Annotated in this window: 17 protein-coding genes; 12 read left to right on the forward strand and 5 right to left on the reverse strand. The window is 48.9% G+C overall.

Annotated elements, in window-relative coordinates; all coding sequences use genetic code 11:
• The first annotated feature begins 21 nt into the window (after window positions 1–21).
• The 7 genes from fabF (at window position 22) to CBR65_RS02145 (ending at window position 7,285) form a co-directional block, all read left to right on the forward strand.
• Window positions 22–1,263 (forward strand): beta-ketoacyl-ACP synthase II, encoded by a 1,242-nt coding sequence (gene fabF / locus CBR65_RS02115; RefSeq protein WP_087465327.1) that lies wholly within the window; start codon window positions 22–24, stop codon window positions 1,261–1,263.
• 95 nt (window positions 1,264–1,358) lie between these two features.
• Window positions 1,359–2,219: an aminodeoxychorismate lyase gene (pabC, locus tag CBR65_RS02120; RefSeq protein WP_087465328.1), complete on the forward strand. Its 861-nt coding sequence runs from the start codon at window positions 1,359–1,361 to the stop codon at window positions 2,217–2,219.
• Window positions 2,220–2,224: 5 nt separating this feature from the next.
• A complete protein-coding gene (gene mltG / locus CBR65_RS02125; protein WP_087465329.1) occupies window positions 2,225–3,298 on the forward strand; it encodes an endolytic transglycosylase MltG in 1,074 nt (357 codons plus the stop codon).
• Between the two features lie 115 nt (window positions 3,299–3,413).
• On the forward strand, window positions 3,414–5,135 hold the full coding sequence (locus tag CBR65_RS02130; protein ID WP_087465330.1) for a glutamine--tRNA ligase/YqeY domain fusion protein: 1,722 nt from the start codon (window positions 3,414–3,416) through the stop codon (window positions 5,133–5,135).
• 30 nt (window positions 5,136–5,165) lie between these two features.
• Entirely contained in the window at window positions 5,166–6,563 is a 1,398-nt protein-coding gene (gene cysS, locus CBR65_RS02135; protein ID WP_087465331.1) for a cysteine--tRNA ligase, read from the forward strand.
• A gap of 165 nt (window positions 6,564–6,728) precedes the next feature.
• Window positions 6,729–7,013 carry a rhodanese-like domain-containing protein gene (locus tag CBR65_RS02140; protein WP_087465332.1) on the forward strand — a complete coding sequence of 95 codons (285 nt, stop codon included), beginning with the start codon at window positions 6,729–6,731 and terminating at the stop codon, window positions 7,011–7,013.
• Window positions 7,014–7,066: 53 nt separating this feature from the next.
• The gene (locus CBR65_RS02145; protein ID WP_087465333.1) at window positions 7,067–7,285 is read left to right on the forward strand and encodes a hypothetical protein; all 219 of its coding nucleotides are present in this window, start codon (window positions 7,067–7,069) and stop codon (window positions 7,283–7,285) included.
• 7 nt (window positions 7,286–7,292) lie between these two features.
• Here CBR65_RS02145 and CBR65_RS02150 read toward each other — a convergent pair whose 3' ends face one another.
• Together CBR65_RS02150 and CBR65_RS02155 are read right to left on the reverse strand one after the other, a co-directional pair.
• Entirely contained in the window at window positions 7,293–8,561 is a 1,269-nt protein-coding gene (locus CBR65_RS02150) for an HlyC/CorC family transporter (protein ID WP_232461318.1), read from the reverse strand.
• A 100-nt stretch (window positions 8,562–8,661) separates the two neighbouring features.
• On the reverse strand, window positions 8,662–9,471 hold the full coding sequence (locus tag CBR65_RS02155) for an inner membrane protein YpjD (protein WP_087465334.1): 810 nt from the start codon (window positions 9,469–9,471) through the stop codon (window positions 8,662–8,664).
• Between the two features lie 262 nt (window positions 9,472–9,733).
• Here CBR65_RS02155 and ffh point away from each other — a divergent pair, with 262 nt between their 5' ends.
• The 4 genes from ffh to CBR65_RS21970 all read left to right on the forward strand — a co-directional run bounded on the left by ffh (window position 9,734) and on the right by CBR65_RS21970 (window position 12,564).
• A complete protein-coding gene (gene ffh, locus CBR65_RS02160; RefSeq protein ID WP_087465335.1) occupies window positions 9,734–11,122 on the forward strand; it encodes a signal recognition particle protein in 1,389 nt (462 codons plus the stop codon).
• Between the two features lie 221 nt (window positions 11,123–11,343).
• Window positions 11,344–11,835, forward strand: coding sequence for an META domain-containing protein (locus CBR65_RS02165; protein WP_087465336.1), 492 nt, complete (start codon window positions 11,344–11,346; stop codon window positions 11,833–11,835).
• A 2-nt stretch (window positions 11,836–11,837) separates the two neighbouring features.
• Window positions 11,838–12,203, forward strand: a complete 366-nt coding sequence (locus CBR65_RS02170; RefSeq protein WP_087465337.1) for a DUF2956 domain-containing protein — start codon at window positions 11,838–11,840, stop codon at window positions 12,201–12,203.
• A gap of 193 nt (window positions 12,204–12,396) precedes the next feature.
• Window positions 12,397–12,564: a hypothetical protein gene (locus CBR65_RS21970; RefSeq protein WP_157671948.1), complete on the forward strand. Its 168-nt coding sequence runs from the start codon at window positions 12,397–12,399 to the stop codon at window positions 12,562–12,564.
• Between the two features lie 20 nt (window positions 12,565–12,584).
• Here CBR65_RS21970 and CBR65_RS02175 read toward each other — a convergent pair whose 3' ends face one another.
• From CBR65_RS02175 to CBR65_RS02185, 3 genes are read right to left on the reverse strand one after another with little or no spacing between them, the layout of a single operon-like run.
• Complete coding sequence (locus tag CBR65_RS02175; RefSeq protein WP_087465338.1) at window positions 12,585–13,019, reverse strand: secondary thiamine-phosphate synthase enzyme YjbQ; 435 nt, start codon at window positions 13,017–13,019, stop codon at window positions 12,585–12,587.
• A 33-nt stretch (window positions 13,020–13,052) separates the two neighbouring features.
• Window positions 13,053–13,400: a hypothetical protein gene (locus tag CBR65_RS02180; RefSeq protein ID WP_087465339.1), complete on the reverse strand. Its 348-nt coding sequence runs from the start codon at window positions 13,398–13,400 to the stop codon at window positions 13,053–13,055.
• Entirely contained in the window at window positions 13,397–13,765 is a 369-nt protein-coding gene (locus tag CBR65_RS02185; RefSeq protein WP_087465340.1) for a HopJ type III effector protein, read from the reverse strand. Before CBR65_RS02185 ends, CBR65_RS02180 begins: the two co-directional genes overlap by 4 nt.
• A gap of 308 nt (window positions 13,766–14,073) precedes the next feature.
• Here CBR65_RS02185 and CBR65_RS02190 point away from each other — a divergent pair, with 308 nt between their 5' ends.
• Window positions 14,074–15,822, forward strand: coding sequence for an NAD-dependent malic enzyme (locus CBR65_RS02190; RefSeq protein WP_087465341.1), 1,749 nt, complete (start codon window positions 14,074–14,076; stop codon window positions 15,820–15,822).
• Window positions 15,823–16,174: the final 352 nt, after the last annotated feature.

Raw genomic sequence — 16,174 nt, forward strand, 5'->3', positions numbered from 1 at the left:
TTGTTTTGGAGAATCCCTAACGTGTCGCGTAGAAGAGTGGTTGTAACTGGTCTTGGTATGGTCAGCTCGCTGGGTAATACCGTGGCTGATACCTGGCATGGCATTGTGAATGGCAAAAGCGGCGTAGAAACAATCTCCGCTTTTGATACTTCGGCTTTTACCACGCAATTCAGCGCATCCGTAAAGAATCTCGTGATCGACGATTATTTTTCCGGAAAAGATGCACGTAAGATGGACCCTTTTATTCAGTATGGAATGGTGGCCGGTATTCAGGCTATTCGCGATGCGGGCCTTGAAGTATCTGACGCTAATGCCGGTCGTATTGGCGTGTCTATCGGCTCGGGTATTGGGGGGATTGGTACGATTGAGGAAGGCACTCTGGTAGTGGAACATAAGGGACCGCGTCGTATGTCTCCTTTCTTTGTTCCCAGCGCCATTATTAACATGATTTCTGGCAATCTTTCCATTATGTATGGGTTGCGTGGTCCTAACATCGCCATCACGACCGCGTGCACCACCGGAACCCACAGCATCGGCTTTGCCGCGCGTATGATTCAGTACGGTGATGCAGATGTTATGGTTGCAGGTGGTGCCGAAATGGCAACAACGCCCGTTGGTTTGGGAGGATTTGCCGCTGCGCGAGCCTTGTCAACACGTAACGACAACCCCCAGGCCGCCAGTCGTCCTTGGGACAAAGACCGTGATGGCTTTGTTCTGGGTGATGGGGCGGGCGTGTTGGTGCTGGAAGAATATGAGCATGCTAAAGCGCGTGGAGCTCGAATATACGCCGAACTGATCGGTTTTGGTATGAGCGGTGATGCCTATCATATGACCTCACCGCCGGAAGATGGCTCAGGTGCGGCCGCATCGATGGTGAATGCCATCAGGGATGCGGGAATTCCTGCCAGCGAGGTCAATTACATCAATGCTCATGGCACCTCTACTCCGGCTGGCGATAAAGCCGAATGCCAGGCGGTGAAATCAGTCATGGGTAGTGCTGTTGATCAGGTGGCGGTGAGTTCTACCAAGTCCATGATTGGGCATCTATTGGGCGCGGCTGGCGCGGTGGAAGCAATCTTCAGCGTGTTGGCCATTCGTGATCAGGTGGCTCCGCCGACCATCAACCTGGACAATCCGGAAGAAGGCTGTGACATTAACCTTGTGCCTCACACCGCTCAGGAGCGCAAAATAGAAACCGTGCTTTCTAACTCTTTCGGTTTCGGTGGGACCAATGGTTCTCTTATCTTTCGCAAGTTAACCTGATGCTACCTTTACTAGCTATTGAGACATCAAAAACGCCGAGCCATATACAGCTCGGCGTTTTTGTATCGGTGTCAGATTTTGTATAGACTCCGCCGATGCCTAGTCAATTTCCCCTGATTTCCGTCAATGGTGTTATAAACGCTTCAGTGTCTCCGCTGGATCGAGGCTTTGCTTATGGCGACGGCCTTTTCGAGACCTGTCTCTATCGGATGGGCGTTGTGCCCTTGTGGGAATTTCATCGTCAACGTCTGCTTGACGCGTGTAAATTGCTAATGATCCCGCTCGATACAGCGCGCCTGGAGACATACATCACCGATATCCTTCAGCAGGCTCAGCATCTCGGTGTTTCAGATGGGGTAGTTAAAGTGATTGTGACACGCGGTTGCGGTGGCCGGGGTTATGCATTTCCTGAATCGGTGTCACCAACCATTTGCGTTATATTTTTCGATGCTTTACCGGACGATTTACAACATATAAAACTGCGGGTTTGTAAGCAGAGACTTTCCAATAATCGCGTATTGGCCGGACTTAAACATCTCAACCGCCTTGAGCAAATTATGGCGCGTGCAGAATGGAAAAACGACTATGCTGAGGGCCTGATGCTTGATGATGAGGGGGGTGTTATTGAGGCCACTGCCAGTAATGTCTTTATGGTGCAGGACGGCCAACTCTTCACGCCTGATCTCTCGTTTGCCGGTGTTGCGGGTATCATGCGGCGGGTCATTATTGAGCGCCTCGCTCCGGCCCTGAATTTAGCGGTGACAGTAAAAAAAATTATGCCAGTCGAATTGCAGCGTGCAGATGAAATGTTCATCTGCAACAGTATCAGGGGCATTGTGTCGGTAGCCGCATTGGATGGCGAAACGCCTACGCGTTTTTCTCGCCATGAAATAACGCACAGCTTACGAGATCAGTTGGCGATATTGTTGCGCGATATATCATCTGAAGTGGATTAATGTGAATGCGCAAGATGCTAAAAAAAATAATGCGATTGTTACGAGTATTGATGGTATTAACGGTACTGGTTGGCGTATCAACCTGGCTTTATGTCCAGCACTGGTTGACGACACCTTTAGCACTGCCTCAAGCCGGATATACTTACCAGCTTCAATCGGGGCGAGTATTGGGGCATCTGGCTCATGATCTGGCTCAACAGGGTTTTTTGCAGCATCCACGTTTGCTGACCTTATATGCACGTTTTTCCAATGCGACCAAGGTTCATGCGGGAGAATACTTTCTGCCTCACGGCGTTACGCCACAACAATTGCTGGAGAAGCTGCGTAAAGGTGAAGTGGTTTTATACCAGGTAACGCTTGTAGAGGGATGGACATTTCGGCAAGCCTTAGCGTTGCTTCATTCAAAGGACACCGTCAAACCTTTGCTACAGGACAAGACGGAAGCGGAGCAGTTGGCGCTGCTGGAGTTACCGATCGACCATCCCGAAGGCTGGTTTTTTCCTGATACATACCTATATCCTCGCGATGCCACGGACGTAGAAATTATGCGTAGGGCATATTTGCAAATGCAACAATTGCTGCAAGAACTGTGGGAGGCTCGGGCCGATAATCTGCCCTACAAAAGTCCATACGAAGCATTGATCATGGCATCGATCGTAGAGCGGGAAACAGGTGCGGAGTGGGAGCGTGATCAGATCGCGGGTGTCTTCGTCCGCCGCTTACAGAAAGGGATGCGTCTGCAAACAGATCCCACTGTGATCTATGGAATGGGTGAGGCGTATAAAGGCAAGATAACGCGAAAAAATCTACAGCAGGCTACGCCCTATAACACATACGTGATCAAAGGCTTGCCTCCCACGCCTATTTCCTTGCCCGGTCGTGCAGCACTTCAGGCGACCTTGAACCCGGCGGATGGCAACGCGCTTTATTTTGTCGCTAAAGGAGACGGTACCACACACTTTTCTGCAACCTTGGCGGAGCACAATCGGGCGGTGCGACGTTATCAATTAAATCGCCGCTCAGATTATCGCTCCACTGTAAATCCAGGCCAATCGGCGGAGGAGTTGGTTAATCCGTGACCACGTCGGCTGCGGTAGGAAAAGCCAGGGCGAGTCGTTACAATGCTTTCTTTTGCCGACCATGACTGGCGGCTTATCATCGACTGACACAGTGACTAACCGGACGTTATCCCGTATGACTGAACATCCAGCTTCCAATACGACATCCAACAACGCTGATGCAAAAACAGCTGCCAAGCCTGCGCATTTTATTCAACAAATCATCCGCAAAGATTTGGAAGATGGTATGCACCAAACAATCGTCACGCGTTTTCCTCCGGAACCCAATGGTTATTTGCATATTGGGCATGCGAAATCCATTTGCTTGAACTTCGGTGTGGCCGATGAGTTTGGTGGTGTATGTAATTTACGCTTTGATGACACCAATCCGGAAAAAGAGAGCGAAGAGTTTGTTAACTCTATCAAGCGTGACGTTGCCTGGTTGGGTTTTCAATGGGATGGCGAGGTTCGTTATACCTCGGATTATTTCGATCAGCTACATGCATGGGCGATTCATTTAATTGAACACGGCTTGGCTTACGTGTGTCACTTGTCGCCTGACGAAGCACGTGCGTATCGCGGTACCCTGACCGAGCCGGGAAAAAATAGCCCCTACCGCGATCGTAGTGTGGTTGAGAATCTTGAGTTATTTGAACAAATGCGTCTGGGTAAGTTCGCTGAAGGTAGTTGCTCATTGCGGGCAAAGATAGATATGGCTGCGCCGAATATGAATTTGCGCGATCCGATTATCTACCGTATCAAAAAAGCACATCATCACCAAACGGGTGATAAATGGTGTATTTATCCCTCGTACGATTTTGCACACGGGCAAAGTGATGCGATTGAAGGTATTACACATTCAATTTGTACACTGGAGTTTGAAGACCATCGCCCCTTGTACGATTGGTTCATTGAAAACTTACCGGTGCCGGCGAAACCTCGCCAGTATGAATTCGCGCGGTTAAACATCAATTACACGGTGACCAGTAAGCGTAAGCTGAAACAGTTGGTTGATGAGAAACACGTTGATGCCTGGGATGACCCGCGCATGCCGACTATCTCGGGTATGCGGCGTCGCGGTTATACGCCGGCAGCTTTGCGCAATTTTTGCGAACGCATTGGTGTTACGCGCTCCGACAGCATGGTGGATGTCAGCATGTTGGAATTCTCGGTGCGTGATGATTTGGATAAAAATGCTCCGCGAGCCATGTGCGTGCTGCGCCCCTTGAAAGTTACGCTGACAAATTACCCGGAAGAAAAGACGGAAGAAATGGTTGCCTCATGCCATCCCAATCGTGACGACCTGGGTGAACGCTTATTGCCCTTTACGCGCACCTTGTATATCGAGCAGGATGACTTCCGTGAAGAAGCTAATAAAAAATACAAACGCCTGGTGTTGGGTAAACGGGTGCGTTTACGCAATGCGTATGTGATTGAGGCGGATCTGGCGATTCGGGACGAACAGGGCAATATCACCGAAATTGTTGCGCATATCATTGAGGACTCTTTGGGTAAAGATCCTGCTGATGGCATTAAACCCAAGGGGGTTATTCATTGGGTATCTGCAACTCGTAATCTGAATTGTGAGGTGCGGTTATATGATCGTCTGTTTACTGACGAGGCGCCGGATGCGGGCGGGAAAAATTTTCTCGATTCTATTAACCCCAACAGTCTCGAAATACTGCATAACTGCAAGGCAGAGATCAGTTTGGCGAAAGCAACGCTAGAGGATCATTTTCAATTCGAGCGCGAGGGGTATTTTTGTCTGGACAGTAAATACCACTCACCGGACAAGCCGGTATTTAATCGCACAATCGGCCTGCGGGACAGCTGGGCGAAGATGGATGATCAGGAATAATTTTTGATTTTATATGCTGCGGAATAGACCATGACGCTACACCTTTACAACACATTGACTCGCCAAAAAGAAGCGTTTAAGCCGATCAAACCCGGCAAGATTTCCATGTATGTCTGTGGTGTTACCGTCTACGATTTCTGTCACGTTGGCCATGCCCGCGTATTGGTGACCTTTGATGTTGTGACACGGTTTTTGCGGTCTCAGGGCTGGGATGTAACCTACGTGCGTAACATTACCGATATCGACGATAAAATCATCAGACGTGCTCAGGAAAACGGTGAGGCTTACACTGACCTTACCTCACGCTTTATCGATTATATGCACGAAGATGAAGCCCGTTTGGGTATTCTTCCTCCGGACATCGAGCCGCGTGCGACCGCCTATATCGATGAAATTATCGCTATGGTCAACACCTTGGTTGAAAAGCAATTTGCTTATGCTGCACCAAACGGTGATGTTTACTATCGGGTTAAACATTTTGCTGAATATGGTAAATTAAGCAATAAGAATCCTGATGAGCTGTTAGCCGGCGCGCGTATTGAAGTGGATGAGGTGAAAGAAGATCCGCGGGATTTTGCATTGTGGAAAGCGGTAAAGCCTGGGGAGGCTGCATGGGCGTCACCCTGGGGGCAGGGGCGTCCCGGTTGGCATATTGAATGTTCCGCCATGAGCAAAGACTGCTGCGGTGTTACGTTTGATATCCATGGCGGTGGTCCCGACCTTCCTTTTCCTCACCACGAGAATGAAATTGCCCAAAGCGAAGCTGCCAATGGTTGTAAGTACGTAAACTATTGGATGCACGCTGGTGCGGTGCGTGTTGATGGTGAGAAGATGTCCAAGTCTCTGGGCAATTTTTTCACCATTCGCGATGTGCTGGAAAAGTACCATCCTGAGGTTGTGCGTTTTTTACTGATCAGCAGCCACTACCGTAGCCCGATTAATTATGCGGAAGATAACCTGATTGAGGCCCGTTCTGGACTTGAGCGTTTTTACAGTGCTTTGCGCGATTATGCTGATGTTGCGGCGGCACCCCTGGTGGATATAGAACAGAGTTCTTACTATCAGGCTTTCGTTGCTTCCATGAATGATGACTTTAATACCCGATTGGCACTGGCCGGTATGTACGATCTGGTGCGCGACCTGAATAATGCAAAATCCAACCCCGCACAGGCACGACAGCTCGCTGCACAGTTAAAGGCTATGGGGAATGTCTTGGGCATTTTGCAAGATAATCCCGCACAGTTCCTTCAATCAGCTGGCCATGATGCGATTTCGGCGGAGGCTGTTGAACAATTGGTTGCCGAGCGTATCGAAGCTAAACGCAACAAAAATTACGCGCGCGCTGACGAGATTCGCAAGAGTTTGCTGGAGCAAGGTGTAGTGCTTGAGGATTCCCGCGATGGGGGCACGCAGTGGCGCCGCGAGTAGTGCTTTCGGCTATCCGGGGTTTGTTAGTGGATTGTCAGCACGGAGTTGTAACAACGTTATTGGCAAACGAACAATCCTGCGGAGGTGCTTATCATGACTCGGCACATCAGTAAATGTCTGTGTGCAGTTAGTATTCTTTTATCTTTTCTCATTACAGGTTTTTCTATGAGTGCAGTTGCTGATGAAGTCTGGATTGATGTTCGCACCCCCGAGGAACACGCTGCAGGCCATGTGGATGGAACATTACTGATGCCCCATGACCAGATTGCTGCGCTCATCAGTGAACAGGTTCCTGATAAAAACGCGGACATTCAATTGTATTGTCGTAGCGGTCGCCGGGCCGATGTTGCGCGCGATATATTGCTGCAAATGGGTTATACCCGCGTAACTAATCATGGCTCCCTCGAAAATGCCTTGGCGATAACACAACAGCAGAAAAGTGACGATTAAGGATCGATAGCGTCAGGCAAGAATCTTTAAACTGCGCTAGTCGGATAAGTGGTATGTCTTTGCGAAAATATTTCAAGAGTCGCGGCTTGGCAATCAACATGATCGCATGCGCCGCTTTTTTAGCCCTGGCGGTTTATGGCTGGGGACTGCCTGTAGCAGATTTGCTGCGTTATTTCTGGATACTGGTGGCTTGCTTGATGATTGTGGTCGGGCTGGCTGTGCTTGCGGGTTTTATATTGCGCAAAATCAGTCACCGTCATGATGATCAGTGATCAGTGATCACGATAACCGTTTAACCTTGAGCCATGCAATCATCTTGTCGGTCAGCTGTGCTGTTTCAAAACGGTAACTCCCGATTTCAAAACCGATCTCCGCATCAGGAATATTTTCCAGGTATTCCATAGCCAGTCCATTAAGCGTTTTGGGCCCATCAAGAGGAAGTTCCCAGTCCAGTGTTTTGTTGATGTCACGTACAAACGTGCCGCCATCAATCAAAAACCAGTTATCTTCCTGTGGCACGATATCTCTGGATTCTTCTTCAGCACTGTTGGTCGTAAATTCCCCGACAATCTCTTCTAATAGATCTTCCAGCGTAACAATGCCCTGTACTTCGCCGTATTCATCGACCACCAATGCCATGCGGCATTTCTGCTGTTGGAAGTTCAGTAACTGCGTATTCAGTTTGGTGGACTCGGGAACGAAGTAAGGCTCACTCGCAAAACGACGAATCGCCTCGTGTGTCACGGTGCTGTCATCGCCCTGAATAAAACGCGCCGCATTGCGCAGGTGCAATATACCAACGACTTTGTTGATGTCGCCTTCATAAACGGGCAGGCGAGTATATTCGCTGGTGCGGATGCGTTGTAAAAGCTCGGGAACATCCAGCTCCAGATCAAGACCTTCAACCTCGTTGCGTGGAATCATAATGTCTTCCACGGTAGATTTTTCCAGATCAAGCACATTCAACAACATGCCCTGATGTTGGTCGGGTAATAGATCGCCTGCTTCGTCAACGACAGTGCGAAGCTCCTCTGGGTCAAGATGTTCAATGTGTTTGTGGGTTTTAGCATCAATGCCAAACAATCGCACCACTGCATTGGATAATAAATTAACCGCCAGTACAGCAGGATGAAGTAAGTAGGACAGGGGACGAAGGAACCAACTGGAGACAAAGGAAATTCGTTCGGGATAGAGCGCAGCAATGGTCTTTGGCGTGACTTCGGAAAATACCAGCATCACAAAAGTAAGAATGATACTGGCAATGTAGGGGCCGGCATCACCATAAAGCCGGATAGCAATGACGGCTGAAATAGTCACTGCAATATTATTGACGAGGTTATTGCCAATCAGGATCAATCCAATCAAACGATCCGGGCGATGTAATAATTTAGCCACCCGCAGCGCAGCGCGGTCACCTTTTTTAGTGAGGTGTTTCAACCGATAACGATTGATTGACATCATGCCGGTCTCGGAACCGGAGAAAAAGGCTGACAGGATTAGCATGCCGAACAGCAAGGCAAACAGAAATTCTAGCGAAACGTCGTCCAAAGCGATGGAGCCTGTATTGCGAAATGGCTGGGTATCTTGACGAAGTTTTTGGGGTTAATCAATAACGGAGGGCGGCTTCAATAACCCGGATTAACCTTCATCAGATGCGCTGGAGGATCAGTTCAAGCACCAGTTTGCTGCCAAAATAAGCGAGCATTAATAGGGCGAAACCACCGAGCGTCCAGCGAATCGCCGTATAGCCACGCCAGCCGAGACGGTGACGACCCCAAAGTAGCAGAGCGTAGATGACCCAGGCGGCAATAGAGAAAACAGTTTTATGTGCCAGGTGTTGGGCAAAGATATCCTCCAGAAACCACATGCCGGAGAGAATGGACAAGGTCAAGAGGATTTCGCCGGCCCACAACAATTCAAAGAGCAATGACTCCATGGTTTGTAGGGGCGGTAATAAACGCACATTACCAATGGTGTGTTTGTTTTTTAATTGGTGATTTTGATAAGCCAGCAAAAGCGCTTGCAGGGTAGCAATAGTCAGCAGGCTGTACGCCAGGATGGACAGGATGACGTGGCTGGCCAGTTGATAGGAGATCTGGACATCTGCATCGTTTCCGGCAATGGAAGCTCCCACCGCCAGAACGGACAGGGGACTCAACAGAATAAACAGATTATGCAGAGCCTTCTTGAGGCTGCTGAGCAGCACAATCAGGTTGATGACCCAAAAGATGAGCGATGACACCGAAAAAAAACCCAACTGTACCCCGGTATGGGCGGCACTGAGCCCATAGATGCCGCCGCCATGAAAAACGAGCGCAGCGCCGATCAAGGCAAATAAACCGGTGCGGTGAATGGCTTGTTGACGGGCAAAACAGTGGATTGAATAAAGACCGGCTATGACATAAAAAAGGATCGCTGCAAGATTCGCATAAAGTGTCATTGTTTCTGCCTGGTCCATGAAAACGTCCGGGGAAAGAGCCTCTAAATGCGAATGAGGCGCGTTCGAGTGATAGAGTAGCGCCAAAGTTTGTCACAGGATGAGCGCAAATAGAAGCGCTGGATAGATCCTTGATGTATCAAGGGGTTAACTCCCGAGGATGCTGGCAATTCGCCGGTCATTTGAGGGTATAATCGCCGCCTGATTCCGTTAACCGATACGAAGAAACGGTTCGGCATTTTCATGAATAGCATCATTACTCAACGATTGTCTGAGAAAGCTTATGTTTGAGAATTTAACAGATCGTCTTTCCCACACCTTGCGAAGCATGACCGGCAAGGCCCGCTTAAGTGAAGACAACATCAAGGATACGCTGCGCGAAGTCCGCAAAGCGCTGCTGGAGGCGGATGTTGCCCTACCGGTGGTTAAAGCCTTTATTGACCAGGTCCGCAGCCGTGCGCTTGGGCAACAAATCGGTAAAGCGCTCAACCCCGGCCAGCAATTCATCAAGATTGTAGAGAATGAATTGATCAGCGTAATGGGATCGGCCAATGAAGGGCTCAAGCTGGCGGTGCAGCCGCCCGCTGTGATCCTGATGGCCGGTTTGCAGGGGGCCGGTAAAACGACCTCAGTGGCCAAATTGGCGCGCTACCTTAAGGAACGTGAAAAGAAAAAAGTCCTTGTTGTCAGTGCGGATATCTATCGCCCGGCTGCTATTCAGCAATTGCAGACCCTCGCGCAGGAGGTTGGCGTTGAGTTTTTCCCCTCCACAGCAGAGCAGCGTCCGGTAGATATCGCGCGTGGCGCTATCGAACATGCCAAGCGGCAATTTGTTGATGTCGTGATTGTGGATACTGCTGGACGGCTGCATATCGACAATGAGCTGATGGGTGAGATCCAGGATTTGCATAGGGCCATCAAACCGGCGGAGACCCTATTCGTTATCGACGCCATGATCGGTCAGGATGCGGTAAATACAGCCAAGGCTTTCAATGACGCATTGCCCTTAACCGGTGTGATTTTAACCAAGGCTGATGGTGATGCCCGCGGTGGCGCGGCCTTATCTGTCCGCCATGTCACCGGTAAGCCGATCAAATTCCTCGGGATGGGGGAAAAGGTTGATGCGCTTGAGCCTTTCCATCCGGAACGTATTGCCTCGCGCATTCTCGGTATGGGAGATGTACTGTCGTTGATCGAGCAGGCAGAGCGGAGCATCGACAAAGAAAAAGCCGACAAGCTGGTAAAAAAAGTTACCAAGGGCCAAAAGTTCGATCTCGAAGATTTACGTGATCAGCTGCAACAAATGCAGAACATGGGTGGTTTGACCTCCATGCTCGATAAGCTGCCGGGCATGGGTAATATGGCGCAGATGGCTCAGCAGTCCAATATGGGCAAGCAGTTCAAAGTGATGGAAGCCATCATTAATTCCATGACACCGGAAGAGCGCCGTAACCCGGAAGATCTGAATGGTTCCCGTAAACGTCGTATCACCCAAGGTTCCGGCACACAAATCCAGGACTTGAACCGCCTGCTGAAGCAGTACAAGCAGATGGCTAAAATGATGCAAAAAATGAAAGGTGGCGGCATGTCCAAGATGATGCGTGGCTTGGGGGGAATGATGCCGGGCGGTATGCCTCCAGGTGGCGGATTACCACCGGGATTTCGCCGTTGACAAATAGCTGAAAGCGTCGCGCATTGCGGCGCTTTTTTTACAGGCTTCTTTGGTGCATTCTATGGCACTGGAATTACGATTTTTTACACATGCCGTGGAATTTTTAATTTCCTGCAACCTCTGATGAAAGAATCCACTGTATTGCCACGATGGATTCAGCATTCATAAAAAAATAATATTTCAACAATAACAATCGCGGGAATACCGCGCAGGAATTGATTATGAAATCAATGATGTTTTTTACACTGCTTATATCGGCCTTTCTGCTATTAATTGCCTGCCAACAAACTGGACAGCCTCACGCAACCCCTGAAGCAGACAAACAACCTGTAGCGAATGAGCTTTCTCCCGCTTATCGAGCGGCAACGAAGCAAGAATTATCAGGCACTTGGTACATCGAATATATTGGTGACCGACCCGTGCTTGACCGAAGCCCGGCGCGCGTCCAGTTCACGGAAGATGGGGCCATTAACGGCAACGCCAGTTGTAATCGCTTTTTTGGTTCATACACCTATTCAGATAAAAAGCTTGTGATTCCGCAAAGTCTTGGTGCAACCAAGATGATGTGTCTGCCCGCATTGATGGAACAAGAGCAACGCTTATTTCAACATTTGCCCAATGCGGTGCAAGCCAGTTTACTAAACGGCTTGTTGGTTCTGCGTGATGCCCGGGGTAACCAGGTTATCAAAGCCTCCCGCGACGAATCTCAATAATCATGACCAGTCCGAACAAAAATAAAGACAAAAGTAAAAAGGATGCGCGCGATATTCGTGCAGAAGCGTTAAAGATCGCTAATAGCCAACATATCGACGGGCAAACCCGGGAACAGACCCGATTGATTGCTTCGGGTATACAGCGGGGCATGGAGCAGTTTTTGCGTCAACAAAATGAGAAAGCCCGAGAGCTGGACAAGCGTATGAAAAAAGTCCAGCGTCTGGCTGTAAGCCATCAGCAGCCGGAATCGGCAGCAGATACTGAAGTCGTGGCACATACATCAATGAATGTGTCCCGGTTGCCTTGGGTGCTATTAATTATTTCCTGGATTCTCTTTGTGGCTTATGTCTGGTGGGGTTCGCGGTAGTTCATCCATTCTTGTCGATAAAGTTTACGTGTGGAGCGATGATTGATTTGGCGGGTGATATTAAGGCTTTGATTTTTGTAGATTATTTTTTGAAAAAATCCTTGGCTTATTATTTGCTTTCTTCAGGTGGTCGATAGTTAATATCGCTTTATAACCCCCTTTCGCCTCATTCGTTGAATCAAAGGAATTGATCATGAAAGTATTCAGCACAGCTTTATTGGCTTCTCTATTATTTGCCTTGCTCACTTTTCCCGCTGCTGCATCCATGGGTGACAGCCTTCAGGACGGTTCACCATTGTTTGCCTTATTTGCTATTGGTTTGTTGGGACTTGTGGTGTCCCGTCGCAAATTCCGCCACTGATAACGTGCTCCAGGGTTCCGTCAGGATTCGTCCGACGCGGCACCCTGAAGTGTGGCTACCAGGCTTCTCCACCCACTTTTATTACGGTGTTCGCACAAGTAAATGCCTTGCCAAATCCCCAGGTTGAGCTTACCCCCGGTAATGGGGAGCGTCAGGCTGGAGCCAAGGATACAATTCTTGATATGTGCGGGCATGTCATCGTCCCCCTCGTAATCATGGCGATAATAAGGTGCCCCCTCGGGTACCAGGTGATTGAAATGATTTTCAAGGTCTTCACGCACAGTGGGGTCTGCGTTTTCGTTGATGCTCAAAGAGGCGGATGTGTGTTGAATGAATAAATGCAGGAGCCCGCAATTAATTTGTTTAAGCTCCGGCAATGCAGCGATGACTTCGTCGGTGATTAAATGAAATCCGCGACTTTTAGCGCGCAATCGAAATTCTTTTTGTAACCACATAATCGTTCCTCGCATTGCTGTATCTGGCACTCGTTATTCGGCCGGACTCTTTTCTTCTTCCTTGTCATCATCTTTCGGACACTCACCTTCACTATAGCCGGTGACATTTTTATCGCTACAGGCCGTACAGGCATTGCCAAAAGTTTTGTATTCAGCACTGGGGCATGGGGTCGTGATACAGCGGATACCGGTATCGACCAGACCGCATACGGGTTGATATATCTGGGTGCATACCTCGGGGCGGTTGTCCGGACATTGAATCAAGGTTTGCATTGACTCTTCTGTCTGCTCGGATTTATCGGTTTGCGCCTGCTCGTTTTTTTCCTGGCATGCACTGATGAAGAAGCATAAAAGCAGGGCTAGCAATGTGGATTGCTTCATTCTGACTCTCCGGTCGGGCCGCGTGGGGTGAGTGGCTGGTTCTCAAAACGAACGCCATTCCAGCCTGTGCGAATAAAGTTACGAATATTCTGGTGGTCGTCGCCATCAGGATTTTTTACCACATCTTCACGATAAAACGCCCCAAAACACTGCAACGTAGCTTCTGAGGATAATTGATGCATGTGCGCAAAAGCGAATAGCTTGCAGGAGCCGGCGTTTTCTCCTGCTGCATTTAACTGATCGCCATTCTGGAAAGCGGTAGGTGTGAAGCTGTAATGGGCATCAATAGCGGCCATGGTGTCGTTGAATTGGATTTCCGTGGGGTTTTCCTGCAGCCGTTGCAGGAATTTGTCTATCGTCGTCATAGGTTTCTCAGGTGTTGTTCGAGATTTCTAGTCTCTGGCTCTCGGGTGCTGATGGAAGCTGCGTTATGGTGTTGACTTGCTGTCGTCGACAGTTCTTATACATTAATCGCTCTTACCAAAACGCAGGAAGATATTTATAAAATTTCACTCCACTAAATTTGAATGTTTGATTTGTGCGCTTTTTGATCTTTTGACAGTGCTATGTCGGCTATTGTAATCGGGTCGTATCACAATACAACCCGGCCTGGTTGAACTATTGCACCCTTATCGTTCACGGGGAGCACTGGCCGCTTGGCTTTCTGTGGTCTATGTTAATATCTTCCCAGCCTCTTCCTCTTTCAATCATCAAAAACGGTACCGTCGTGAAAAAGCGCCCGATTTATATTCCTTTCGCCGGCCCGGCCTTGCTGGAAGCTCCTTTGTTGAATAAAGGCAGTGCGTTTACCCAACAGGAGCGGCAACAGTTTAATCTGGAAGGGTTGTTGCCTTACAACATTGAAACTATCGAAGAGCAAAAGGCGCGCGCCTATCAGCAACTTATTTCATTTCAAGCGGATATCGATAAACACATTTATCTGCGCAATATCCAGGATACAAACGAAACTTTGTATTTTCGGTTGGTGACGGATCACCTACAGGAAATTATGCCACTGATTTACACCCCGACCGTGGGATTGGCGTGTCAGCAGTTCTCCAAGATCTATCGTCGCAAGCGGGGTCTGTTTATTTCGTACCCCGACCGGGATCGCATCGATGATATGTTACAAAATGCCACCAAGCAGAACGTCAAAGTGATCGTTGTAACCGATGGTGAACGTATCTTGGGGTTGGGGGACCAAGGCATTGGTGGTATGGGGATTCCCATTGGTAAATTGGCACTTTATACCGCCTGTGGCGGAATAAGTCCTGCTTATACGCTACCGGTTACGCTTGATGTCGGTTGTAACAACCGAGCTTTAATTGACGATCCTATGTATATGGGCTGGCGGCATCCCCGGATAACCGGTGAAGAGTATTACGCGTTTGTTGACGAGTTTATTCAGGCTGTTAAGGTGCGTTGGCCCAATGCCTTGTTGCAGTTTGAGGATTTTGCCCAGGATCATGCGACGCCGTTGCTCAACCGTTATCGTGATGATATTTGTTGCTTTAATGATGACATTCAGGGGACTGCCTCTGTGACAGTGGGAACGCTGTTGGCAGCGTGTCTTGCCAAGGGCGAATCGTTGGCACAACAGCGCGTGGTATTTGCCGGTGCGGGTTCGGCTGGTTGTGGAATAGCTGAACAAGTGGTGCGGCAAATGTGTGCCGAGGGTTTAACTGAGGCACAGGCACGCAGCCGCATATTCCTGTTGAGTAAATCCGGTTTATTGCAAGAAAGTTCACCCAATCTTTATGATTTCCAAAAACCCTTGGCGGTCAATGACAATGTGGTGGCGGAATGGTCTTTAACGCACAGTAAAGCAGACGGAATAATCAATCTGATGGATGTTGTGGTAAACACACGTCCCACTGTTTTGATCGGTGTATCTGGTCAACCGGGGTTGTTTACCAAAGCGGTGATTGAAGCAATGCAGGTACACTGCGAACGTCCTATTGTACTACCCTTGTCCAATCCGACTTCTCAGGTGGAAGGGTTACCGGTTGATATCCTGCGCTGGACAAGTGGTAAAGCAATCGTGGCGACTGGAAGTCCATTCCCGCCTGTGGATATTGGCAATCAGCGCTATGAAATTGCCCAATGCAATAATAGTTATATCTTTCCAGGTGTTGGTCTGGGTGTGATTGCAGCCAAAGCATCACGGATAACCGATGGAATGATGATGGCGGCGAGCAGGGCGCTGGCTGATGCATCACCAATGGTCCAACAAGGGCAGGGTGCTTTACTTCCTTCTCTGAAAAATATTCGTGACGTCAGTAAAGTCATTGCCCGTGCAGTATTTAAACAAGCCGTTGCCGATGGTGTTGCTGTTCCTGTGCCAGAAGAATTGATCAATGGAAAAATAGAGGGCAATTTCTGGACGCCTGAGTATCGCGATTATCGTCGTACATCCTTCTAGGGGTTCCGAAATGACCGCCATTGATGGTCGCCGCTGTTAGGTAAAGGCCGTTGTACATGGGTTTGTGCCTTGGGGCACGGATAAGTTTTGGCTGAACAACTTATGATTTAATCGCTGACTATTTGATCAGCGAAAACCTCAAATACAAACGTCAAGGAGTGCGTTTGAGGCGTCGGTCGTATTTTAACGATTGTATAGCTGTTGTTGGCGAACTATCATCGCGATCATTGTCGGGTTGCTACACAAAACTGGTGGGACTCTGCTAAAGTGAGGCAATAGCCAATCTGTCAGATTATAAGTAGTAGATGTGTTGCGCTTAAGCCGAGCATTGATGTATTGCTGTGAAGTGCTG

It is taken from the genome of Cellvibrio sp. PSBB006 (assembly GCF_002162135.1).
Taxonomy (GTDB): Bacteria; Pseudomonadota; Gammaproteobacteria; order Pseudomonadales; family Cellvibrionaceae; genus Cellvibrio.